Genomic DNA, 24,380 nt, shown 5'->3' on the forward strand with positions numbered 1-24,380 from the left:
AGGAATAATAATGACTATAAGCACTCAAAACGAAAAGCTTTCTCCATGGCCTTGGCAAGTTGCCCCAAGTGATGCCAGCTTTGACACTGCCACTATCGGTAAAAAATTAAAAGAACTGACTCAAGCTTGTTACCTGATTAATCACCCTGAAAAGGGCTTGGGTGTTTCACAACATGCCCAAGTGATGACTGAAAGTATCAACAGCCAACAAGATTTACCCGTCAGTGCATTTGCCCCTGCATTAGGAACACAAAGTTTAGGCGACAGTAATTTCCGCCGTGTGCATGGGGTTAAATACGCATACTACGCAGGCGCGATGGCGAATGGTATTTCATCAGAAGAGCTAGTGATTGCATTAGGTCAAGCTGGCATCTTATGCTCGTTTGGCGCAGCAGGATTAATTCCTTCTCGTGTAGAGCAAGCAATTAACCGTATTCAAACTGCGCTACCAAATGGCCCATACATGTTTAACTTAATCCATAGCCCAAGCGAACCCGCGCTTGAGCGTGGCAGTGTTGAACTATTTTTAAAACATAAAGTGCGCACCGTTGAAGCATCAGCATTTTTAGGGCTAACCCCACAAATTGTGTATTATCGCGCAGCGGGTTTAAGCCGTGATAGTCAAGGCGAAGTCGTTATCGCCAACAAGGTTATCGCTAAAGTGAGCCGCACCGAGGTTGCGATTAAATTTATGCAACCAGCCCCAGCTAAAATGCTGCAAAAGCTGGTTGATGAAGGCTTAATTACGCCTGAGCAAATGGAGCTCGCGCAGCTCGTTCCTATGGCTGATGACGTAACCGCTGAAGCAGATTCTGGCGGTCACACAGATAACCGTCCGTTAGTCACCTTACTACCAACAATTTTAGCGCTTAAAGATAAAGTGCAAGCTGAGTATCAGTACAAAACACCTATTCGCGTAGGTTGCGGCGGTGGTGTCGGCACCCCTGATGCGGCACTCGCCACCTTTAACATGGGCGCAGCGTATATCGTTACAGGTTCAATTAACCAAGCTTGTGTTGAAGCTGGAGCCAGTGAACACACTCGTAAACTGCTTGCAACAACAGAAATGGCCGATGTCACCATGGCTCCTGCTGCTGATATGTTTGAAATGGGCGTTAAACTACAAGTAGTTAAACGCGGCACGCTATTCCCAATGCGCGCAAACAAGCTTTATGAAATTTACACCCGTTATGAGTCCATTGAAGCCATACCAGCAGAAGAGCGTGAAAAACTTGAAAAACAAGTCTTCCGTTCAACCCTCGATGAGATTTGGGCAGGCACAGTAGCCCACTTTAACGAGCGCGACCCTAAGCAAATCGAGCGTGCTGAAGGAAACCCGAAGCGTAAAATGGCACTTATCTTCCGTTGGTATTTAGGTCTTTCAAGCCGTTGGTCAAACTCTGGCGAAGTTGGTCGTGAAATGGATTACCAAATTTGGGCAGGCCCTGCACTTGGCGCGTTCAATGAATGGGCAAAAGGCAGCTATTTAGATGATTATACCCAGCGAAATGCGGTAGACTTAGCCAAACACTTGATGCATGGCGCAGCGTACCAAGCTCGCGTTAACTTATTGACTGCTCAAGGCGTACCGCTTCCGGTTGAACTGCAACGTTGGAGCCCGCTTGATCAGGTAAAATAACCTGACTGCTAATCCGCAGTTGTTGTTTTACAATATGAGCCAGTTATCAGTTTATGGCAAGTTAGCGGTAAGTCATGTATCAAACAACAAATTGCGTTATCAGCCTATAACTTTGATCTAGGAATAAATAGTCAAGGAATAGGCTGATGATTTGAACAGTAAAGCGAATTAGGTATCAGTATGAGTGAAACACAAAAATTAGATTTTTCAGCGGTCAATGGCACTACGCTTGAGTCATTTAATCAGCAAAAAAATCTGATAAAACGCATGCTAAAAGGCAATAGTGCCCAGTGTAGTGAATGCAATAAACCACTGACACTGCAACTACCGCCTAACTCAGCTAAAGCGAAAGTAAGCACAAAACCCCCTGGTATATATTGCGCCAAAGGTTGTACCGATATTGAACTGGATATGGAAGCCGTTGCGTTGATGAAGTAAGACCAGCGATGTCATAACTGTCATATTATAAAGCACCTTAGGGTGCTTTTTTTGTATGCTTAGATGCTTATAATCTTAGTCAAAGGCCAGTTTATCAACTGTCGTCATGTAAAAAGGCGCAAGACTTTGCTTAGCTGAAATCTTAATGAGTGCATTACAAAGCAAGACATCAGCTTGCATTGAAGCTTGAAACTGCTAACAAAATTAGGAGTAATCCCCTGTTACCTCCTCCAATGGCGAGTATGTAAAGTTTCAATCTGGAATGTCTCTGCGTCACAAGCAGGTTTCAGTTTAAGACTTCAGTATACGTCGATACCAATAGCCCTCTTATTTAAGTGCTCTGTTATAAATGTTCAGTCATATGCGCTCTGTAACAAATCAGCACTATGTCGCACTTTTGCTAACAAAAATAATGCGTTAACAAATATTTGACCTATATCAACAATAAATAACATTAGCTAAGGCAAACTAACTCATTCTTTTTTATGTGGTTATATTTCTATGAGTCATAACAAGGCTAACAACAATATTGAACAACCCCTTACTGATGATTGTATTTTACTTTCTACCACTGACTTAAATGGAAATATAAAGTACGCCAATAAGGCTTTTGCCGATATTTCAGAATTCAGTGCAGAGGAGTTACATGGCAAGCCCCATAATATTGTTCGCCATCCTGATATGCCCAAAGCCGCCTTCAAGTCCCTGTGGGATAATGTAAAAGAAGGTAAACCATGGTGTGGCATTGTTAAAAATAAAACCAAAACTGGTAAGTTCTACTGGGTGAACGCCTATATATCACCCGTTTACGAAAATGGCCGCTTACATGAACTTCAATCTATTCGCCGTAAACCAAGCCGTGAACATATCGCTACAGCGGAAAAAATCTATCAACAACTCAATGACGGTAAGCAACCTGCAGAACTCAGCCCTCCTCTATTTAGTTTTACTGGTGCACTGTGTTTATGGGCTGTATTTATCTCGTTAATCGCCGCTGTCGCGCCCTTAGTTATGCCAATGCTTGTTGCTGCTATTTTTATTCCAATTCTTGCTGGTATTGGGATTTACTTCCTCACCCGACCATTAAAAGATCTTGAAAACAAAGCGACCCAAATAATTGATGAGCCGATTGCTTGTGGTGTTTTTTCTTCAAACCAAAACGAGTTAGGCAAAATTGATTTAGCTTTAAATTATTTAATTACTGAAATGGGTGGCGTGGTTGGTCGTATGGCTGATTCTGCCTCGTCAATCAGTGAAGAAAGCCAGCAACTCAATGACACGATTATTCAGACTCGCGAGCGAGTGCAAGAGCAAACCCAACAAACCAGCCAAGCTGCCACGGCGATGGAAGAAATGACCACCAGCTTTGCAGAAGTGAATGACAATACGCACAATACCGCCCAAGAAATTACCACCAGCCAGGAAGCTGCTAACCTAGGCCATAACAGCATGGTGAAAGTGGTTAACTCAATTGGTGAGCTCAGAAAAGAAGTGGTTCAATTTTCAACTGTGGTTAACACCATCGAGCGCGACAGTAAATCTATTGCTAGCGTGTTGAGTGAAATTAAAGGCATTGCAGAACAAACTAACCTACTCGCACTCAATGCAGCGATTGAAGCAGCAAGAGCTGGAGAAAGCGGCAGAGGCTTTGCGGTGGTTGCCGATGAAGTAAGACAATTATCGATTCGCACCAGTGAATCCACTGCAGAAATTGAACATATCGTGGCTAATTTCCAACAAAGCACTCAAAAAGCCACCCAAGCAATGGAAGCAGGTCAGCGCCAAGTTGATATTTCTGTATCACTAGCAGAAGAAGCCGATGGTGCTTTTGACCAGCTTTTATCATCGATTAATCGCATTCAAGATATGGCAGCGCTCAACGCAGCAGCAATGAGCCAGCAAACTCTAGTAGCGGAAGATATTAGTCGTTCGATTCAGCAAATTGATGAGCTTTCAAACCAAAGTCTAATCCAAACCGAAGATACGCAGAACAAATGTGAACAAATGGGACGACTGGCCAATAAAACCAGCCACCTTTCAAAGCAATTTTGGAAGCAAACTATTGAGCGGACTAAGTAACCTGAATTCAGGATAAGTAAAAACAGCCAAATATGAAAACCGCAATAACACCATTTTGCATATTGTTATTGCGGTTCTCACCTTCAAATAGAACTTGTAATCAGAACTTAAGAGAGTGTAACTAACTCTGTATAACTGCTTATCAAACAGTACTCTGTTCTGGCCTATGTAGATACCATCTCTCAGAACCGAGTACAAACCTAATTCAAAGCTAATGAAGACTGTACTAGCTCAGACCTGATTTGACAGCTAGCTGAACTTTGTCGCCGTTTTAGATCAAGATGCTCTTAGTATTAGAGTTTTAAAATTAGAAATCAGCAATTAGAAACCCAGATATCGCCATATTAATACATTATTTAATTGATGATATATAGAGCCTATGAGACGAACATAAAAAATCCGAACTCTGAAACAGAGCTCGGATTTTAAACTAAAGAATATACCGGCCAATCACTTATTTCATGCTAAGTGAACGGCATTACTGCGTATTGCAAGCTTTTATATACAGCATATAAATAATTTAATTGATGAGGTACATAGCAAGACCTGTTGCCAGTATCATTTGTGTACCATTAGCATCACTATGGCGTACTTTTAAGCTATGCTCGCTTGGTTTCCCGATTAAGCTAGGGCTGCGCCATATGTTATGTCCTGACGCGCTATGTTTCTCTAATAAATAGACATTATCGTCATCCCAATAACTGTCAGTCCCTTGCTGAGTTGTGAGGTAGAATTGCTGCTGATTTGACGTTGACTCATCAATAGCGATATCGATAATTCTACTTTGGTACTCATAATGTTCTTTTTCAACCAACGCATTGTCGTCAATGTCATAAATATAAATATCACTTTTATGGGTACTATAAGTATCACTCACAATACAAAGCACTTCATTGGCCGCATCAGTGTCGTAGTTAATTAGCTGTATCCGGTTACAATTTTGCTCTATAAATGATTGCTCAGATAGTTGACCATTGGTTAATGTCATTACGGACAAGGCTTCTTCTCGAGCAACAATTATATTGTCAGCTTGATTTATCTCAAAATCATTAATAAATGAATCAAAGCTATATTTAGCAATTATTTGCTCATTCTCAATATCGATTAAGTTTAACTTTGAACCATCAATATAAGCGGCATCAATATAACCATCGGCATTAATATCTTCGGCTTTAATCGTGCCAATATCCGAATCATAAGTCGCTGCAGTTTGCCACTGAAAGCTGTAATCAAAGAGTTGTATTACACCAAATGAACCATCATAAAGATCTGTTGTAGGTAGGAAAATGTCACCAAAACCATCTTGGTTATAATCTGTTGTTACTGCAACAGCACTTCTATCCCAATTGGTTGAAATGACATCGCTGATATCATATTCGCCTTGAGGGTCCATGGTTACAATGCGACTGCCGCCATACCCACTGCTTGATTTAGGGATAAAGAAGACTGCTTGCTCATTGTCTTCGGTAATTCGCGACCAACCCGCACCAGTAAATGTGTCTAGATTGATGGATGTAACATCTTCTTTAATCGTCACTGAGGTTGCGGTTAAATCGGCAACAACAAAGATGTTTTCACCTGATGAACCACTGCCACTCCCCCAATGTATTTCATCTTTTCCGTCATTATCTGAATCACCAATCACCACAGAGCTAGAACCATGATCTTGCATATTTACCGACCATAATTGCTCTAAGTCTGTTCCTTCAAGGTTATAAGCATGAATATCGCCCCATTGACAATCACCAATGATAAGTTCATCGGCAGCATCATTATCAATATTACTGACATTGATTGAGCAAGTATTAAAAGACTCTAGACTTGCAATCTGTGACTTATTTTGTGCAGAGAAAAGAGTGATATCTCCCCACGTATTAGCCCCTACAATTTCATTAATACCATCATAATCAAAGTCTCCAGTTGCTATATGGGCATCACTAAATTCCGTGCTACTGATCCATTTATTTACCCCTGTAACAGCATCATAAACAAGACCGTTGTTAGTGATAATTTCAGGACCTGCAGTATCATCCACATCAGCAAAGACCACTTCTCTTGCTTGTTCAACATCTATTGAAAGTAGTGTGTTATTAGGCTCGTTGTAACTAATCACTTCCAGAGTTGAATCATCGTAGTATTCTGATTCCTTATATAAATAACCAATATCTGCCACACCATCATTATCGATATCAGTAATCGCTGCAGAATGAATGGAACCATCGATTGCAAACAATGACGTTGCCAGTGAATTCACACCGTCTATCACACTTATTCCATGTTCAGTGACAACCAATATTTCTTCAAAATCATCATTATCAATGTCAAATGTGAGCAGCTGAATGATATTGCCAGCCGTTGGTAATGCAAATGGATACATCCACTTTTGGCTGTATTGGCCGTTTGACTCTGCTAATAAAAATACCCGATGTAAATTATCTGTAGCCAATACTTCATTATTACCATCATTATCAAAATCGCCTATCATCATAGATTGATTATTTGATGGCACTACAATCCCTGAGCGAGTGACAGGGAAAGCTTTATCAGAGGTAGCATCTATATTAACAACTTGCTGGTCAATCACTTCGCCACTGGCGTTGGTGATTGCAAAGGTAAATTCAAAAGTCTGTAGTGGGAATAAAAAGTCATCGCCAACCTCCCAAGTAACTAAGCCATTGCTGTCAATAGTTGCCCCGCTGGGCCCGGTAAGCAGTTGGCTGCTCTGTTGGCTATTTTGATTGTCAGGATCGCTGAATGTTGCGGTAAATTCAACGCTATCACCAGCATGAATACTGCTAGGCAAATTGGTTAATTCAACTTCAAGCGGGGCATCACCTATAGTAAAAGTGAAATAACTGCTTTCAACCGCTGTGCCGCCGTCAAACACCACCATGCTGACTTTGACATCATCACCATAAACTGCGATGTAAGCGGGTAAAATATTGCTAGTCTGATCTGGGACTATTTGGCCATTAATATACCATCGATAGCTTATTTGTAATTCTTCTATGGGAGTGTCGGGATCACTATAGCTGCCTTGATCTACCACCAGTGGGGTATAAGTAAAGATATTGTATGAACTTCCCCAAGGCGAATAGGCCACTGGCGGCAAAGATAAGCTGTTTAGATCAACCAGTAGTTTATCTGCTGCATTCCCCTGTAGTAGATCGTATAAATTAGAGAAATAAGTACCGACATCATGCAAGCCATCATTATCGTTATCTTGGCTGTATTTAATCAAATCACTGCCGATGTCATTATTAAAATCTAATGCTGTTTGATTACTGCCACTAAGGATAATTTTTCCACTGTAAAAATTAATCCCAAGTGCTTCAGTGTCAATACCGATCCTGCCAATGTCACTAACAAAGTAATCGCCTTGAAAACTTTCTGAAGACGTTTGATTATCATATTGAGTAACATTGGATATTTGATAAAGATATTGTTTTCCAGAAACGTTATAAACTAAATCAAGATCTACACTATATTGATATTCACCTGTATATTCGAAACTATCTTTAATCGCATAAAAACCTGTTAGTGATACAGGGGTTCCCTCTTGAGTCCAAGAGACATTGTCAAAGTAGACATCAAAGCTAAATTCATTATCAAGCATGCTTTTTATCGCTATGGCAAAGTTGCCGCTGGTAAATTTACCATCACTGCTTTGGCAGCGCTCAAATTCAATCGTGACATTACCCAAACCGTTACTATCAAGCTTACCCTTATAGTTAACACTGCCGCTCATTTCACAGGCAGATTTTCCATCAACATCACCATTAGTTGAAGTATAATTTTCTATATTTTCAAGGGTAAGATTGGGTAAAAGAATTCCTTCAGCATTAAAAACTTGCTTAAAAGCCGCTTGTGACTGAATGACATCAAGTTCAGCTGGTTGTTGATTGCCGGTATATTTTTGGCTAACTAATGACTTAGCTGCTGCTTCCAGTTGAGTTGCCGTGTATTGACTAGCATTACTAATTTTTTGCGAGTCAGGGTTGGTGTTGTCTACGGGGATCCCAGAACCATTGTCGGTTTTATCAGAGTCAGAAGATGACCCACCACAGGCGCTCAGTACCAGCGCTAGCCCACAAGCTAACGAAACTTTGGATTTCAATAACATTATTCATCCCTAATTAAATGCTAATTCAAAAACTTAAACTAATTAATTTTTTATAAGTGCTTATTTTTCAGCGCCTTATTTTTCTGCGCTAAGTCTATTAAACCCTACCCAACCAAGCAACCAAAAATTAACAAAAAGGCAATAATTATCCTACACCCTACACCCTACTCCCTACTCCCTACTCCCTACTCCCTACTCCAGAAGTATTGCCGTAACACCTTTTAGCTGATCATGCCAAGGCTGAGTATCATTATCTGAATTCTGAAGTGTTCGGCTTCAAACGTATTACGACAAATATATAACCTAATTAGCCATTAAATTGGATTTGAACTTAAAATCACGCGCTCAAAATTACACTTTTATAATCATGCGCTTAAAAGTATCGCTTACACTCATCATATAAAGTCATCGCTTAAAGTCGCATGTAGCAAGCCTTAGTCACCTGCATCAAATATCTAACACCTTAAATCCATGCTAACTCCTCAGTTTCTGCTCACTCTTTGCACACTCTTTAATTAAGCTATTCATTCGGCATCTTACCCAATGGTAATGGTTTCGAGTGGCTCGATTACAGGAGAGAATTATGTCCACACTAGATCGTTTTTTCGACGTTAATACCCCAAATAACAAACCATATTTATCTATTTTTATTGTGCTGTTGAGCAGCTTACTTTTGTTCACAGGTTGTGGCAGTAGTGATGATGACAGCACCAGTGAAGATACAGTCATCACAGTACCTGAAGAGACTGTAACCCCAGTTATCGATTACGATTCTGATTTCGAAGCAACCGATTGGACAGAAGCCACACACACCAAAGATGTCGATCCTAATTTTGACGAAGTGTTTGACGATACCCAAGTAAAACGCCTAGATTTTGTCGTCACCGAAGCTAACTGGCAAAGCATGCTAGATGACATGACAGCTCTTTACGGCACTTTTGGTCAATCAACGTCAAACAATGGCTTAACAGATACTGATGAAGACCCAATATTTGTCCCCGCCGAAGTATTTTATAACGACACTCAATGGTACCGAGTTGGGATAAGGTTCAAGGGAAATTCTTCACTGCAAACCAGTTGGCAACAAGGGATTTTAAAACTCTCGTTCAAGTTGGATTTTGATGAGTACGAAGATGACTATCCGCAAATTGATAACCAACGCTTTTATGGTTTCAAAAAATTTAGTCTTAAAAACAACTATAGCGACCCTTCTTTCGTGCGTGAAAAAGTCGCGGCTGATGTGTTCTACGATGCAGGACTTGCAGTGTCGCACACCGCATTTTATACCCTCTATGTTGACCATGGTGAAGGCCCTGAATACTTTGGTTTGTACACCTTAGTTGAAGAAGTTGACGGCGAAGTTCTCGACACTCAATTTAGCAGTGATGATGGTAATCTCTATAAGCCTGAAGACGATGGTGCCACGTTTGCTTATGGCAGTTTTGACGAAGAGAGCTTTGAGAAAAAAACCAATGAAGATGATGCTGATTGGTCTGATATCCAAGCATTATTCAGTGCATTACACGATGATACGGCCACCAGCGACCCACAAACTTGGCGGGCTAATTTAGAGGCAGTATTTAATGTTGATGCATATCTTAACTACTTAGCTGTTAATGGCATTATTCAAAACTGGGACTCTTATGGCGTTATGCCACACAACTATTATTTATATAATAACCCTGAAACGTCGCAACTCACTTGGATCCCTTGGGATCATAACGAAACTCTTCAAGATGGAAAAATGGGCGGCGCATTAGCGCTAGACTTCTCTGACTTAAATTCAGCAGATTGGCCACTCATTGGCAATATTTATGCGGATGAGGAATACAAAAATCGTTACAACGAGTACCTGCTTTCAGTGTCACAAACTGCATTTGAAACCAATCAAATACAAGCAAAGTATCAAGACTACCAAGCGTTAATTGAACCTTATGCGACATCTGAGCGGTCGGGGTATTCATTCTTAAACAACAGTAATGAATTTTACCAAGCGATAGATGAATTAATTTCTCATGTAGAAGAGCGTAATGATGCCGTTGAGCAATATTTGGATAATCAATAAACGATAGAATAGATCAACATTGATTAAAGTTTATAGCAAATGGATTAACACCAAAGCGCATTTAAAACCAAGTCACGTTAAACCTAATCGCCTTAAACTAAAGCTACTTAAACAAGCGCCTTGAATAAGAGTGACTTAAACCAAAGCAATTTAAACCAAAGCAATTTAAACAAGAGCAACTTAAACAAGAGCGCCCTAAACCACAGTAGATACACTGTGGTTTAAGGCGACTTAGTAACTAAGTCAAATTACACAGGTGGATCAACTTTATTAGCGACAGAAGTATTTACCCTAAACCAACCTGCTATCGAGCGCCTGTCTCGCTTAGCAGGTAATACTTCATGGGGAAATTCTTCACTTAAAAAAATAACCAAAGAGCCTAACAATGGCACAACCTTGAGGCCTTGTTTATCTTGCTCATTCATATAGAGCACTAACTCACCACCATCAGCACTGGTCCAGCCTGAATTAAAATAAGCGACAACAGAAAGCACCCGATTAGCTTCACCTTTAAAGGCATCACAATGGCGTTTGTAATAATCACCAGGCCCATAATGAGCAAAATGGCTTTCGAAAGAAAACAGCCCTAAGAATAACCGCCGATTCAAATAATCTTGTAACCTGGCTGTCCAATCAAGCCATTGATTAGCCGGTGTTGCGCCTTCTGTAATCCAACAGATTTCATCTGTTCTCACAAATTCATTCTGCAGGTATTTTTCACCGCGACCGATACCCGCACTTTTGAAAGCTTCAGCCTCAATAGATAGTTGATAGGTAAGTAATGATTGGGCTAGCGGTTCAGGCAGTGCACCTAGGCGAATGCTGTAACCTTTTTGTTCAAGATCTTGAGCTATCAGTGAGAAAAGCGTTTCGTCATATGAGCTATTAGCGCCATCTGACGCTAAATGATTAACTGCAACCAATTTTAATACCTTCGGTAAAACTTATATCCTCTTAACTAGAAACAACAAAAAAGAGTAATGCTCACCAAGCAAATCCGCCATCATTGGCATATCAGAGTACAAACGCTTAAGTTAAAAATGCTAACTACTTAAGGGTTTGAATATCCTTAATTAAAGTCGGTATTATCGATTCAGCTAAGTCATTTGAGTATACATCAAGTAATATTTTTATATTGAGAAACAGTTAATTATCATCTTGAGTTTAAAGGAGGAAAGTATCGAGAATCTAATAATTGATATAAATCATCGATGAAAGAAAGCTAAGTAATGTTGGTAAGTTTTCAGCTGAAATGAGCAAAACGTGATGGGTTAAATCTAGATATATTCACGACAGCGTCGTGATAACAACTGCCGCTTTATATATTTATGACTTAAAAATTTTTCACAACGCCCAAATATTCACATTCTTGTGAGTTAATAATATAAAATTTAATTTTTTCATTATGCTTCACTTCCCGCTATCAATGACTTTTGAAATGTTAATTGTGGGTGTTGCTGTTAATTTGAAGGTTAGAGAAGTCATGTTCTATATATTTAACATAATTCTACTTAATCAGTAATAGCAAGTTGAACTTAAAGTTGTTAAAGCTTAGCTAAAATAAAATGCAGTAACGTCATTCCTTTACAACTGCAAAACTAAAATTAAAGAAATTAAAAAAACTAAGCACCGAGCGATGCTTAGCAGTAGTTCAGATTACATATACATTGAAACAGCGGGAATAGCAGCACTAACAACAGTATTAAGCTTATTTAGCATCAATACTAATATATCTTTGATTAATTGGTATGTCATATCGACAATCTTTACGCCTGGTTTACCAACATAATTAAGAATATGACCCAAAATCCCTTTTGTATCCTCTGCATATCTAGACGACATTTGAGAGATTTCAACAAGGCCTCTTGCTAATGCATCATATATAGTTAGAGCACTTCCTACTGCTGCCTGAGTTAGAATACTGGTAATTTTTCCACTATCACGAAGCAAGGTAAGCAGCGCATCCCCTATTTTATCAGCCCAATGAGCATTGAAACTGGCTAAATGTCTTTCCTGATATTTTAATCTTACAATCGCAAGATTTTGGATAGAACCAAGTTGCATTTGTTTGTAGTCTGAATACTTCGATGCGGTGGCGATGTAACCAGGCGCATTACCCAACATCTTATGGGAAGACGCATTAAACGAAACACAAGTGCTTAGGCGATATTCATTACCAGCATGCACAAAGGGCCACACTGGTACCATAGGAACTGGATCGCTTCTATGCACAGCTCGATAGATCCCATTTAGTCTCGTTTCTGTTTGCAATGCAAAAGGGTTAAAACCTACTCTCGGAGCACCAAATGTATACAACTTAACAGGAACTTTATACTGTGATTTAATCCAATTTGCAGCTAAGGTTGCTAATGCACCACCGAGGCTATGCCCTACACAATGGACTGCTCGGTTACCTGCTTTATTAAGTAAAGAAGCTAGCTGAGGTTTTATAGACTCAAATGTCCGATTAAAACCTGCGTGAACAGCTTTATAGTTTGGCCCAACTGTCACTCCGCAATGCAAATCAGTCAAAGTATCAGCTAGCCCTGCAGTACCCCTAAAAGCAATGACTATATCCCCTGCAAATTGACCTTCATTTTTGCCTAAACCAAAAAAACCAAAGCCACTGGCGTGATTTAATAAATGCTCAGCAACTGTACCGCTAACACCATCTAACTTTGAATTTTTAGCGCTAAAAGCGAAGTTCTTATTAATCAACATGCTGGCATCTAGCGCGCCACTTTTATTATTTCTTAAACTTTTATAGGCAAATTCAGCTAGTTCCACAGCAAGGCTAGGAGATAAGATATTCATTACATTCCTTTGTATATATTGTTTTAAAAATTTTCGAAGTAATCGATTCCATCGTCTACTTCATAGATCTCAAAGTCTGTTTCCCAATGGCAAATTCCCGAGCCACTAAAATCTAAATTTCGATTTGTTAGATTAGGAAAAGAAAAGTGTACTTTTGAAGATAATAAATCACAGTCTAAACTTGCTAACTTATTTTTATACTCCACGAGCTCTGTAATGCCCCTTAAACTGGAATTCCAGAGTACGTAAGTTTCCCCATCGTAGGTGACAGTTATAAACTGAGAAGTTGTTTCATGCGAAAACATATCACCTGGGATTTTTGATTTGATATTTATAGCGGGTAAATAAAATTGCCCTTCGGAATCAGTTACTGTTACATCTTCTTTTTCAACTTTATAAGCAAACTCTAAGTTACGATTAATAACTGCACCGACTACAGGATTCCCGTCCAGTAATACAATGCCTTTCACTTCTGAGCACATATGTACATCAAAGCTTTTTATTAAACCAAACATTACACCCCCAAAAAACAGTAACATTGCTAAAAATAGCAATATTTTGTATGGCTTAGTTCAACGAAATAGAACAACCAATGATCTAAGATGCACACTTAAAGGTAAGTCCCTTCAATTAAAAATCGCGGCAATGAGTCGGATTCAACCGTCACGGTGTTGCCTTTGTCATGCCACATGCACGCCATACCTAAAAGCTCTATTGGTAAAAAAGAAGCAACTGGCACTACGTCTTTATCCGCGGCATTCATCCTATACTTTTCTTGATGCACAAGGTTTTTCGCCAGTACTTCATTAAAGTCGAAACCAATGTCGGTGGTTAGCGCTGCGAATGTTTCTAAGTAGCCCATTGCGATACCTAATGCCCAATCATCATTTTGAGCCACCGCTGCACTCATAGTTTCTTGCAATAAGCTCGGGAAATTATCTTTTTTGTGGTGGTATGCTTGAAACACTTCAACAAGCAAATAAGATACTGGGCCAGCTTTGGTACCACTTTGCTTTATTAAGGCCACGGGGAAATTCGCTAAAGTATCCATACTGGCTTCATCGCGTGTTATCACTGCGCAAAAGTATGCCTCGCACCAGTCTGCCGAATTAATTAATCCTGATGCCAATATGCCCTCGCCCGACCAGGTCACCGCCGGTAATTCAGCAATGCTAATGGTATGTTTAAGCTCGGGTTGCTGCGCTATTTGATGAAAAGCCGCTAACATTTTAGCCGCATGTACCAATGCTGAGCTTGACTCTTTGGCTATTCCGGGTGTTTGCTGCTCCCAAGTGAGCCAACGGGCGAGGTTGATTTGGGTATCGGAAAATCGAATCAAATTATCACGACTTTTAACGATATTAACTGGTATTTTTTTAATTCTTCTTCTCGGCGCCTCTAGCCATTCCAATAAAGGGACACATGTCGAAAACTCTGGATCGTATTTTCTTTCTACTTTCATCATTAACCTACTAATTGAGTGGTATCGATATCAAATTCAGATATGCTAACGTCATTGACTGTGCTGCCAGCTGCGGTTTTAGTAATTGGTGTTTCAATATGTAAATACTGAACTTTACTACCATCTTCCGCCGCTTCTTTAATTGCTACAGCCGCTTTTCTGTCGGTGACAGCATTCGCGTTCTTGTTACCTTCCATACTAGCTGTAATCGCCTGCGCATATTTAGTCGTGCCTTGCTGATGATATTCATCATCAATTTTCTTTTTACCCAATGGGCTTTTGCCCCCTTTGGCTTCAACAATAATGACATCACCGTTAGCATTTTGATAAACCATATCAAAATTTCCCGACACTGAAGACGAATTATCTAAATCGTCTGGGTGAATACGTTCAAAGCCCGGGTATTTGTCTTTAACTGCCATATCAGCGGCTTTTTCGCCAATTTTAGCTGATTGATGATTAATTGGGGGGATCTGCTTATTATATTCTGGCGTACCGCGGTCAAACTCATCACGTTTAGTCATTTCTGCGTCACGTTGCTGACAACATTCCTCTAATTCTTTTTGCTGCTTGTCAGTCAGTTTATAAGTTTGAGTTTCATCTTTCTTTTTCGCTTTATTAAGCGGAATATCTTTTTCTTGTACAAAGGAGCCTTTTTTCGCCCAATCTTCATTAACCAATTTTCCGTCAACAAGATGACCACCGGCAAACTCTTCAACGGTTAAAGTAACTTCTCTAACACTGTTTGCCCCTTCAATCTCTTTTGAAATAGTAATCGTGCCCGCGTCTTCATCTAAACCGGTAATATCATATTGATAATCTAACTTGTTCTTACCACCAGGTTTCGTATATTTGACATAAGCATTAGGGTCACCTGCCAAGGCGGCACTGGTAATGGCTGCTTGCAGTATCTTATCTTTTGTTGCTGTATCAATACCTGTATCGTTTACTAGAGTCCCAAGCATTCTTTCTAATTTTTCCTCTCCTTCTTTACACAATAATCCAAACGGATCCACCCAGTTCACATGGTTTGGCGCATATTGATAATGGTTAATACCACCCACTAATCCTATGGGGTCTTGATGAATAAACCGTGCTTGCTCTGGGCTGTAATACCTAAAGCGGTTGTAATGTAAACCTGACTCATCATCAAAGTACTGGCCTTGAAAGCGCAGTAGGTTATCAATGTGATTAGCCACCTCAGCACTATTTTCAATATGTGTTGAGTCAACATGACCAAATACATCGAGATGATTGCGCCATACGGTTTGCGCATTAACATCAGTTAAGCAAATCGGTGTACCGAGTTGGTCTAAATGGTAGTGATAAATTTGACCATGTTTGACTAACGCTACCGGTAAAAAAGTCTCTGGCTGATAGATGTACCAGGTGTATTCTCCTAGGCTGCATTCACCTATTAGCTGGTTATTATCCCAAATAAAATCTGTGCGGCCTTGTTCGGTGATTTTGGAGCTGCGCCGACCTAGTGCATCATATTCATATTGGGCCAGCCGGCCATTAACATTAATATGCACCAGTTGGTTTAAGCCATTAAAGCTGCGCTGCTGTTTATCACCTTTAGCTAATTGGTTAATTTGATTGCCGCTAGCATCGTAACGGTAATCTATACCCGCCATGCTTAACAGACGGTCATTTTTAACAATAACCTCATCAAATGGTGTATTTACAGTTAGCTCTGCTGGGCTATTTTCAGTCGATTTTTTATCAGTGCGATTGTTATCAGTTGCATTGTTAACAGCTACGTTATTAACAGCATGAGTCCCGATAGCCGTTTGCGGATTACCGAAAGCATCCCACTGATATTGGTGAGTGCCAGAACCTGACTTAATCCCTGCAAGCGGTCTGACAATTTGTTCTCTGTCATCAAAGACACTGTTATCAAAGGCACTGTTATCATCGGCGCTAATTTCATGCCCAGCACTTTCATGCACGGCAGTGAATGATTCACCCATACAAGCTGTGACATCTTTAACCAGCTGGCTGATACGGTTATAAGTAAATTGCTTAACCCTTGGCTGCTGGGCTGCTAATTCAGTTGATAATTGATTTAGCTGGTCTTGCTTATCGTATTGATATTGACGATATTCAAACGTGGTGGCATCACATTGGTTGGACCATGTTTGCGCGCTTAATCGTGAGAATGCATCAAACTCTTGGACTAACTCAAGCTGATTTGATTGTTGGCTTTTATGTAAAAGCCCCGAAGGTAGATATTGATAACTAACAAGTGTGTTTAATGTTTGTTTATCAGGCCTTGCTACTGCGGCATCTACAGCCGTTTGTGCTCCATCTACAGCGGTTTGTAAACTAATATCTGTAAGTTGGCCATTGGCATTGTATTGATAGCCAATATTACTGCCATCGGGCAACACAAGATGCCTGCGCTGACCTTTATCATTATATTGATACTCAAGCTGCCAGCTGCCCTGAGTTGATGTTGCTAAACGGCCTTGAACATCATATTTCTGCTCAACTGTACGATGCTGATTATGAGCACGGGTGATTTGGCCTAACTTGTCATATTGATAAAAGTTTTGGGTATTTAATAGTGGTGATAGTGCATTCGCTTCTATTTTGACATGACTACTTTGCTTAACAATGCGCCCCATGGCATCACGGCTTAGCTCAATAAAGCGAGTATCACTGTCATTCACGGCAATCAGCTTATCATTAGCATCGTATTGATATTGCTGCTCGCGCCCATCAAAACCGACTAACTTTTTAGGTTGCTCAGTTGGCGTATAATCAATGGCGTATTCAGAACCATCACTGCGGGCGATGCGTTTAAGGTTACGTTCTTTGTCATAATGAAACTTAAGCCAGCTGCCATCAGCAAAGGTTTGTTCGCTAGGCTGTGATAACCCCTGATAGCTGAGCATGGTGTGATTTAACGATGATTCATCTGATTTATTATCTAGCACATCTGTATTGGTGCTCGTAATCTCATCAGCGTTTATATCAAGTTGGCTGACATCTTGTGAGTGACAAGTCAGCCTCCCCGCATCATCAAACTGAAAGTATTTATTAATCGACTCTTCAGGCGCTGATTGAGGATAAGACTTTTGCTGAACAACTTGGCCTTTGTCATCTCGAATAAATTCGGTGACTAGCCCTTGTGGATCGATAACCGCATTGACTCGGCCCAAACGGTCGTGGCTATATCGAGTGAGTGACTCCCCTACTTGCGTTGCGAGTAGCTCCCCGTCACGATCCCATAAATATTTATGCGTCACACCATCAAACTCAATTTTTTGCGTGACTTGACCAAAATCATTGTATTGATACTGGCGCTGACGACCATCAAAATTAATTTCAGACAAAATCCGACCTGTTGCATCGAATTGCTTTGATAACTTTCGACCCATAGGATCTTGAGTGAGAATACGTTGCCCTAAACGGTTGTATTCAAAACTTGTGACGCCCCCATCAGGTTGAACTATCGAGTCAATTTGACCTAAAGAGTTATACAGGTATTGGGTTTGATTATGATTAGCATCAATCGTGGCAACTTTACGACCCGCTGCATCATACTGATGTCGAGTAATATGCCCATTGGCATTATGATACTCAGTTAATAAACCTTGAGCATTATGAACAAACTCTTCTTTGTTTCCCAAAGAATCAACACAGCTGCTGCGCATTCCGCTTGATTGTTGCTCATAGGCAAAGTGGTAATGATAGGTGTCATTGTCACCCCATTGCTCGATACATTTAGCACTGGCATTATGGCTATCCCATGCAAAGTGATGACTATAACCCGATGCCCGAGTTCTGCGTTTTAGCAGATAAGTCGATGATTTGGGCCCTAGGGGATGTTTGTGTGGCTCAGCTTGTGTTTTAGGTTTAGCTGCGTCGACATAACTGTACCTTTCTACAAGGCCATTGATATCTGTTGCCGCTATTAACGCTTCAGCATCATCATATTGATAACTGGCTAGTAATGATGGATGAACTTCTCGATTACCTTTGTCATTCAGCACATATGATGACACCCGTAACAAATTATTTTGGGCGTTGTAATGTAATAACACCCCACGTTTAGGCCCTGTAGTAATCTGAGCTAAGCGGCCTTTTTTGTCATAGTACAGTTCAAAATATTGACCTTGATGGTTACTGATGGTTTCAAGTAACCATACCGTTTTGCCTTCGATTTCATAAAGCTTGAACGCCCAATGGCTCTCGTCAGGTTTAATCAGTACCTGTCGACCATCCGCTTGATGGACTAACGACCAACCTGTCGAAGTTTGAATGCTTGTTTGACCACGTTTAACGCAGTCAAACACATGTACCCGCCCTTCTTCATCTGTTAATTCATACCATTGCTTTGCTGGTTTTTTAGGGCCAATTTTAGGCGCTTCTTTATATTGATGAGTTAATTGGACACTGAAATTATGTCGCCAACCGAAGCCTAGTCCGATATTGGAATCGATTTTACTAGAGCGATATAAACGTCGCCACGTTAGGGGTAATAGGCCACTGATTTCGAAATCAACCAGCGGTAATATCTCTTCGCCACTTAACATGGAAACAGGATCGCTACGGCACTCTTGCTTATCAATAGCCACTTCTGTTGAGGTATTATTGGTTACAGATCCGGCTGACGCTGCTGAGCTAGCTTTCTTGCCGTTATTCGATTTTGGCGTTTTTTTAGCACTTGAACTTACGCCTGGCGTGGCTGTTTCTGTCGAGTATTGAATTTGCGGTTTAGGCACCTCAACATACACTCTGAGCAATGAACGCTCGATTGCTTCTGTCAGGTTTTTTACAATATTACGTGGCTGTAGCGTGGCAGATAATCCTGCTTGTAAAACTAAATCACGACCATAAATCAACGCGTTACGATCTCGAACTAAATGAGGTGATATCTCATTGATAACGTCTGTTAACTGATTTGCTTTATCAAAGGTTAATAGTTGGAAACCCGCTGGCGTAGACGCGCTTGTTAGCGCCACTACAATATGACGATTTTGGCCATTAAAGCGAAAGTTACTCATTGTCATGCTTGTTTATGCCTCTATCCATGAGTATGTTGCTAATCCTAAATGCAGCGTTTGAGACACTTCAAGCTGTAAACTTTTCCCTGTTACAGCCTGTTGTTCATAACGGTTAAAAAGATGCACAAAATTATATAAACCAGAGACACAACCAATGTCTCCTGTGAAATTTGTTGTCTGTGAAATGTCACTATCTGAATCAATTCTGCCTGCAAGCTGTTCATATGCATTTAGCCAATTATCGGTCACAGTTTGATTAGCACCGGGTAAATACAATTGATTAAAAAGCTCAGGCTCGCACGCTTTATTTGCCTGCTGAAAAAGGCTTTGAATAGTTTGAGTTTGCTGCACTAAACTGCAGTTATTTTGACTTAATAGGTCAATGCTTAAACCAGTGGTATTAACCCTTAAGTTTGTCACCATTGCGGCTTCTGCTGGACGACTGCCAGATCCTTGTTCCTCGGTAATGAGATTTTCTGTCGCTGACAACTCTGCTAAGTCAAAAAATAAGCTATCAACAGAAATTAACACCACACTTTGTGAATCAAATGACATCGCTTCTAGTGCCTTAAAGGCAAACATTAACGAAGCGCTTCCATTAGGAAAAATCCGAGTGAGTGGATGTTCAAAGCAATGTGGTAAATGTTGGTGAAGCACACTCACCCAGTGTTGTAATTCATTGGCAGAAAGGTTTGGCAGCAACCAAAAAACAGGCTTACCCTGGTATGTTTTCCATACAGTGTCATCTTGTAATTTTAATTTAAATAGCAAGTCTACTAAGCGATCAACTTTGCGTTCAGTAGATAAATTTGCCGCCATGACTGCGACAACATTTTGTGAGTTCTGCTGATATGAGAATTCTAACGGCTCACTAAAAGGTAAGTTAATCAATCGTTCAGTGTCGGTATTATCACCAATACTAAGACGGGTATGTTGGACATCTATAATCATGATGCCAACTTGCTATCTGCTGTGCTGGCGATTGCTTTTGAAATAGTGCCGTGCAAGCGATACTGGTGAAGTTGCGCTATTTTTTGATGAACCGGACTTGTTTGTGTCAGCAAGAATTCGATAGAACTCTCATTCACTTCAACACCATTTAGCATTCGGTTGATAGTGTTATTTTGATTATAGTTAAGTGCAATAGCTGGCCAACGGTCAAGCAACTTCGCACTGTAAAACTGTAAATATTCACAACGTTTATCCAAATCGCTTTCAGATTGCCACTGAAGAGAAATTGCTTGTTCAAGCAAGGGACCTAAAATGATTTTGAGTGCATTAAACGCTGCCATTGTTTGCGAGGGTTGTTGCATCGCTTTCGCTAGAAAAGGCACAAACTTAATAAAACCAGAATACCCCATAACCTCAATCACTTTAGCCCTTAATGTATCGTCTTGGCTCATAACATTGAGTATCAAAGTGAGTTGTTCTTCATCTAAGGAGGCGATGTAAAAATCAAATAAAATACTATCTACCATTTCTAATTCAATAACATTTTCGTAGATCTTTAATGGCGCTTTTTTAACTTCCATCAGCAACTCAACATACAGTGTTGTCACTGGCGTTACTGGTGTCATTAACGTATTTAGTCGTTCACTTGCTTGTTTGCGGTTAAGTCTTTGCCCTTGAAAAATACAAAGCAATAAGTATTGATGAATTTGTGCGGCTGTTTTCCCATCGCTACTCAATACCAATGGATGAATTAAATACTGGCTAGCAAGAAGTGCAAGATTGGGAAAGGTCTGTGCAGAATTGATTACGCTGCTATCAAATAATCGTTGAAATAATAAACATTGCTGCTGTGAATTTTGCTGACAATGTAATTTCAAAAATAACTGAATGATGACCAACTGGTTTTGAACGTCATAATCCACTTCAGATTCAAGTGCGCTTACGAGTTCAGTGACATTTTTAGCTTTAAGTAACTGGCTTTGGCTATCATTCTGACAAGCATTCTGGCTATCACTTTGGCTAAGAGCAGCACCTTCATTTAACGCTTTATAACTGATAAATAATGCTTGAGTATTATCTATAAGATTTTTAGGCGCACACTCAAAAGACGACATTATCACTTGTCGTTGCGCTAATAAAAAATCAAATCGCTCATGCAAACTCATCAATACAATCCTTGTCGTTTAACCAATCAGCACGGTAGGGTTACCTACAATGATCTTCCCACCATGCGCAGTGCCATCGCCTAAGCGAGCCGCTGGTTTTCCATTGATGAGTACTGAACTTGAGCCGGCATTGATAGTGTCAGGTGGCCCAACACAAATAAGCTTGTCACCTTTGCGCGCTGCAGGCATAGAACCTATTAACACATTGCCTGAACCCATGATAATTGGCCCGCCAACATGTGGTACTGGGCCTGGATTGGTCTTCGGGCAAACATGCATACAAGATAACGTCGCAGCTGGCATTCCCATCAAATATTCCTTTATTTGTTAGCGCAAATAGCATTGGGTCTATAAACATTTAAAAATGGCAGTTCAGATAATCAGGGTTAATCTGAATCGATTAGAATTACCAATAATTGCTTTCTTTCAATTGCATTGGCTATTGCCGTAATCATCTCAGCTTCTGTTATCTGACTACTGCTAAATTCCTCAGCGTTTAAGTATTGATAAATACGTTGCAGAATATCAGTTTGATTATTCCAAGTATGACGACTTATCAAGAATTGCTCACCAAAAAGGCTGGATGCTGACAATGCTATTTCTGGCTGATTTAGCAGCGGGTCCATTGGCTTATCAATAGGTTTACAAATCAAATAACGATAGCCAAATCGACAAACAATTTCGTGCCCTCGGCAAAATGCGCCTAATTGACCTACGCCAGCATATGATGTCGAGGTCATAACTAATTTAGCTTAATTTGAGCGGCTTTGAGGGCAATACTCGCCCCATTAACTTTAACGTCTGTGCCTTTGATTTTAATATTGGTGCCTTCTATTGAAATCGAACCGTCACTGCTCATTTTGATACTGGCGCCACCCGTTTTAATCACAATTTCATTACCCGCTTCAATATTAAGCACTTTGCCAACTTTAACGGTCTCGTTATTGCCAATATCCTGCTTTCTATCATTGCCAATTTCTAGTGTGCTATCGTTGCCTACTTTTTCATTATCGTTATTGACGACTTCGGTAAACCTGTCATTGCCAACTTTATCTTTTTGGTCATTTTTAACATTTAAATGATGATCTTTCTCGGCCTGAAAAAATAGCAACTCCTTGCCTTTTTCATCATCAAAACGCAACTCATTGAAGTTGTCAGCGCCGCCTTCTTTTGTGCTATGTGACTTAATTCCCGATTGCGTTTTTTTAGCAGGTAAAGCATATGGAGGCATCAAATCAGCATTGTAGACAGCACCACTGATAATAGGCTGGTCTGGGTCGCCATTAATGAATTCAACCAACACTTCTTGGCCAACTCGTGGAAAGAAAAAGGCTCCCCACTTATTGCCAGCCCAGCTTTGTGCGACACGGATCCAACATGAACTTTTTGAATTAAACTCGCCTTCTCTATCCCAATGAAATTGCACCTTAACTCGGCCAAACTTATCAATATGCTGTTCATCACCTGGTTCACCGGTCACAACAGCGGTTTGAACGCCGTTGATTAACGGCTTTTGCATCAATAGAGAACTACGGTAAGGTGTTGAATTGGGAACACATTCAAAATCATTGTGATAGACAGCATGACTACCTGATTGACTCGCACCCGATTGATTAGGCTGTGTCGCTGATGTTCTTAAAGCACTCACAAGAAAAGTCTTACCTTTAAAACTGCTATTCTCATGATCTTTAAAGGTAAAAAACTTACCTACAGTAAAGCTGCGGCAATCGCTTTGACCACTGCATTTATTCATATCTTTTTGAAAAGCTTCTAAATGATTATCTGCTAATGGTTGGGAGCGACTATTTAGTTCAGACTCGCCAAGGTAATCAAATACTTCTAGATTTTTTTGTTCCGGCAAATCGTTTTTCGTATTGCTGCCAGATGGGAATTTTTTAGGTTGAGTATAATCATATCCCTTTTGAGCAAATCCGCCGCTTACCATGCTCATACCACCTTGCCAGTGAGAAACATGTGACTCAGCTAGATGGCCTGAAAAACAACGAACCTGCGCTTCATCGCAGGCGTTATAAGCAGTGATGTCATCAGCAAGGACTAACTTATGATCGCCTATACTGTGGTCGAAAAAGTAAAAAATACCCTCTTGCTGTAATAAACGTGTCACAAAATCAAGATCTGACTCAAGGTATTGAACACAATATTCGTATTTGGGATAGGTACGGGTTGTCTTATTTTGAAAACTGACGGCATGTTGACCAAATATGTCAGTAAGAATATCGATAACAGACTGATTTTGAAAAATTCGGCAGTTAGTTCGCTGCTTCATTAACGCAGCTCGAGGAACGATAACCGCTTGATAGTCAATATAGTCTTGTGCCACATCTGCAGCAGCGGTTCGCATTCCAGCAGATTCAATATGGCTTATTACGCCATGGAAGTATCTAGCTGCACCATCGCTTTCGGCATTTCTCAATGAGATACAAACATTTTTGCCGACTAAGCTCTCAAGTTTGATTTGAGTACCAATAGTAAACATTGAAACACTAATTGAGAACAGCTGGGAAATCGCTTCAGAGGCAGTAAAATGTGTTAGGTAGAGCGTATCTTTACCTAATGGAGTCGTAATACTAATGATATTGTTTTTTTGCGTAGCCTTTAGCATTCCTT

The 24,380-nt window shown here is 40.3% G+C and carries 16 protein-coding genes; 5 read left to right on the top strand and 11 right to left on the bottom strand.

Features of this window, described 5'->3' with window-relative positions; genetic code table 11:
* Nucleotides 1-10: 10 nt before the first annotated feature.
* The 3 genes from pfaD to AB4153_RS00245 all read left to right on the top strand — a co-directional run bounded on the left by pfaD (nucleotide 11) and on the right by AB4153_RS00245 (nucleotide 4,156).
* Nucleotides 11-1,639, top strand: coding sequence for an eicosapentaenoate synthase subunit PfaD (pfaD, locus tag AB4153_RS00235; RefSeq protein ID WP_102527858.1), 1,629 nt, complete (start codon nucleotides 11-13; stop codon nucleotides 1,637-1,639).
* Nucleotides 1,640-1,819: 180 nt separating this feature from the next.
* Nucleotides 1,820-2,077 carry a hypothetical protein gene (locus tag AB4153_RS00240; RefSeq protein WP_102527857.1) on the top strand — a complete coding sequence of 86 codons (258 nt, stop codon included), beginning with the start codon at nucleotides 1,820-1,822 and terminating at the stop codon, nucleotides 2,075-2,077.
* A gap of 501 nt (nucleotides 2,078-2,578) precedes the next feature.
* Nucleotides 2,579-4,156 carry a methyl-accepting chemotaxis protein gene (locus tag AB4153_RS00245; RefSeq protein ID WP_371995926.1) on the top strand — a complete coding sequence of 526 codons (1,578 nt, stop codon included), beginning with the start codon at nucleotides 2,579-2,581 and terminating at the stop codon, nucleotides 4,154-4,156.
* A gap of 520 nt (nucleotides 4,157-4,676) precedes the next feature.
* Here the strand turns inward: AB4153_RS00245 and AB4153_RS00250 are convergent.
* Complete coding sequence (locus AB4153_RS00250; RefSeq protein WP_371995927.1) at nucleotides 4,677-8,279, bottom strand: FG-GAP repeat domain-containing protein; 3,603 nt, start codon at nucleotides 8,277-8,279, stop codon at nucleotides 4,677-4,679.
* Nucleotides 8,280-8,862: 583 nt separating this feature from the next.
* On the opposite strand from AB4153_RS00250, the gene AB4153_RS00255 reads away from it, so the two are divergent.
* Both AB4153_RS00255 and AB4153_RS00260 read left to right on the top strand, forming a co-directional pair.
* A complete protein-coding gene (locus AB4153_RS00255) occupies nucleotides 8,863-10,344 on the top strand; it encodes a CotH kinase family protein (RefSeq protein WP_371995930.1) in 1,482 nt (493 codons plus the stop codon).
* A gap of 120 nt (nucleotides 10,345-10,464) precedes the next feature.
* Nucleotides 10,465-10,569 carry a pentapeptide repeat-containing protein gene (locus AB4153_RS00260; RefSeq protein ID WP_371995932.1) on the top strand — a complete coding sequence of 35 codons (105 nt, stop codon included), beginning with the start codon at nucleotides 10,465-10,467 and terminating at the stop codon, nucleotides 10,567-10,569.
* Nucleotides 10,570-10,592: 23 nt separating this feature from the next.
* On the opposite strand, the gene AB4153_RS00265 is transcribed toward AB4153_RS00260, so the two are convergent.
* The 10 genes from AB4153_RS00265 to AB4153_RS00310 form a co-directional block, all read right to left on the bottom strand.
* Nucleotides 10,593-11,267 carry a 2OG-Fe(II) oxygenase gene (locus AB4153_RS00265; RefSeq protein WP_371995934.1) on the bottom strand — a complete coding sequence of 225 codons (675 nt, stop codon included), beginning with the start codon at nucleotides 11,265-11,267 and terminating at the stop codon, nucleotides 10,593-10,595.
* A 733-nt stretch (nucleotides 11,268-12,000) separates the two neighbouring features.
* Nucleotides 12,001-13,158, bottom strand: a complete 1,158-nt coding sequence (locus tag AB4153_RS00270; RefSeq protein WP_303512787.1) for a lipase family protein — start codon at nucleotides 13,156-13,158, stop codon at nucleotides 12,001-12,003.
* A 23-nt stretch (nucleotides 13,159-13,181) separates the two neighbouring features.
* On the bottom strand, nucleotides 13,182-13,673 hold the full coding sequence (locus AB4153_RS00275) for a DUF6795 domain-containing protein (RefSeq protein ID WP_303512784.1): 492 nt from the start codon (nucleotides 13,671-13,673) through the stop codon (nucleotides 13,182-13,184).
* Between the two features lie 95 nt (nucleotides 13,674-13,768).
* Nucleotides 13,769-14,620, bottom strand: coding sequence for an immunity 49 family protein (locus AB4153_RS00280; RefSeq protein ID WP_303512782.1), 852 nt, complete (start codon nucleotides 14,618-14,620; stop codon nucleotides 13,769-13,771).
* A 2-nt stretch (nucleotides 14,621-14,622) separates the two neighbouring features.
* Nucleotides 14,623-19,635: an RHS repeat-associated core domain-containing protein gene (locus AB4153_RS00285; RefSeq protein WP_371995935.1), complete on the bottom strand. Its 5,013-nt coding sequence runs from the start codon at nucleotides 19,633-19,635 to the stop codon at nucleotides 14,623-14,625.
* Nucleotides 19,636-19,647: 12 nt separating this feature from the next.
* Nucleotides 19,648-20,586: a hypothetical protein gene (locus AB4153_RS00290; protein ID WP_371995937.1), complete on the bottom strand. Its 939-nt coding sequence runs from the start codon at nucleotides 20,584-20,586 to the stop codon at nucleotides 19,648-19,650.
* Nucleotides 20,583-21,752, bottom strand: coding sequence for a hypothetical protein (locus AB4153_RS00295; RefSeq protein ID WP_371995938.1), 1,170 nt, complete (start codon nucleotides 21,750-21,752; stop codon nucleotides 20,583-20,585). Before AB4153_RS00295 ends, AB4153_RS00290 begins: the two co-directional genes overlap by 4 nt.
* 18 nt (nucleotides 21,753-21,770) lie before the next feature.
* Nucleotides 21,771-22,061, bottom strand: a complete 291-nt coding sequence (locus AB4153_RS00300; RefSeq protein WP_102527847.1) for a PAAR domain-containing protein — start codon at nucleotides 22,059-22,061, stop codon at nucleotides 21,771-21,773.
* 77 nt (nucleotides 22,062-22,138) lie between these two features.
* The gene (locus AB4153_RS00305; protein WP_102527846.1) at nucleotides 22,139-22,492 is read right to left on the bottom strand and encodes a hypothetical protein; all 354 of its coding nucleotides are present in this window, start codon (nucleotides 22,490-22,492) and stop codon (nucleotides 22,139-22,141) included.
* 2 nt (nucleotides 22,493-22,494) lie between these two features.
* Nucleotides 22,495-24,375, bottom strand: a complete 1,881-nt coding sequence (locus tag AB4153_RS00310) for a type VI secretion system Vgr family protein (protein ID WP_102527845.1) — start codon at nucleotides 24,373-24,375, stop codon at nucleotides 22,495-22,497.
* Nucleotides 24,376-24,380 lie beyond the last annotated feature (5 nt).

This window comes from Shewanella sp. 10N.286.52.E4 (assembly GCF_041468785.1).
Classification (GTDB): domain Bacteria; phylum Pseudomonadota; class Gammaproteobacteria; order Enterobacterales; family Shewanellaceae; genus Shewanella; species Shewanella electrodiphila.